This window comes from Desulfovibrio sp. 1214_IL3152 (assembly GCF_036763055.1).
Classification (GTDB): Bacteria; Desulfobacterota; Desulfovibrionia; order Desulfovibrionales; family Desulfovibrionaceae; genus Desulfovibrio.
The window spans coordinates 1-1240 of the sequence record NZ_JBAIYW010000562.1; the positions used below are offsets into that span (position 1 = coordinate 1).

Genomic DNA, 1240 nt, shown 5'->3' on the forward strand with positions numbered 1-1240 from the left:
TGTCACCGCCAGCCAGGGCGACAGGGCGCGTCTTGAGGATCTGGTGCGCAACGACGCCCTTACGGGGCTGCGCAGCCGCACCTATTACGGCATGACTGTCGACAAGCTGGAGCGGCAGCAAATGCGGCCTGTCAGCATCATCATCGCTGACATGGACGGCCTGAAACTGGTCAACGACCACATGGGCCACAGCGAAGGCAGCGAAATGCTCTGCCGGGCAGCCGTCATACTGCGCAGCAGCCTCAATTCTGCCGACTGCATCGCCCGCATGGGCGGCGACGAATTTGCCGCCATTGTACCGGGCTGCGCCAGGGAAGACCTTGACGAACTCATGCAGCGGATCAGGGATGCCTTTGATGCCCATAACATCAACGAAGATCACGTACCGACCCATATGTCTGTGGGGGGCGCATGCGCGCAGGACATGACCACCACCCTGGCCCAGGCCCTGTCGGAGGCTGACCGCAACATGTTGGCCGTCAAACGCGAAAACAGCCCCAGGTGGCGGCTGCGCATCAAGAACTGGATAGAGAAGCATACCGGCAAAGCGGTTCAGCTCGACGACAGCCGCTACAGGATGTCTCCCGTACACAACGACTCTTGACGTGGACCGCTCTTTGGTCCAAAGTATTTCCCATGTCCGAAGATAACCCTCCCCCTACGCAGGCCCCCGGCGCTTCAGTGACGGAAATTCCCGTTGTTCAGGAGCCCGAGAGCGGCCAGAAGCTACTTCAGTTCCTGCAACGTCGCTTGAACCTGCCCCAGGCCATGCTGCACCGCTGGGTGCGCACGGGCCAGGTCAGGATCAACGGCAGCCGTTGCAAACCTTTTTCCCGCGTACAGACCGGCGACACGGTTCGTCTGCCGCCTTTCGCCATGAAAATGGCCGCGCAGTGCGATTCTGCCTCGCCCGCTCCGGAAGGCAAGGAACAGCGTAAGGATGATGCCGCCGAAGACGGCCCCCCGCTGCCGCCGCTGGTTGGAAAGTCCGGTTATCTGTGGGCGTTTGACAAGCCTGCGGGGCTGCCTGTCCATCCGGGAACCGGGCATGAAGACAGCCTGACCACCCGCCTGGCCTGCCATTTTGCCCGGGCCAGCTTTATGCCGACCCCCGTGCATCGGCTGGATCGGGGAACTTCGGGGGTCATTCTGGTGGCCGCCTCTTACGCCGCCCTTGATGAAACACAGCGGGCGCTGCGCGCCAACACAGTACACAAAGAATATGTGGCCTGGGTAGCCG

General features: G+C 61.9%; 2 protein-coding genes. Both read left to right on the top strand.

Annotated features, from left to right (window positions below; translation table 11 throughout):
• On the top strand, nucleotides 1-604 hold a 604-nt coding region (locus V6C07_RS11830; protein WP_333536681.1), incomplete at its 5' end, for a GGDEF domain-containing protein.
• A gap of 32 nt (nucleotides 605-636) precedes the next feature.
• A partial coding sequence (locus V6C07_RS11835; protein ID WP_333536683.1) for an RluA family pseudouridine synthase occupies nucleotides 637-1240 on the top strand: 604 nt, incomplete at its 3' end.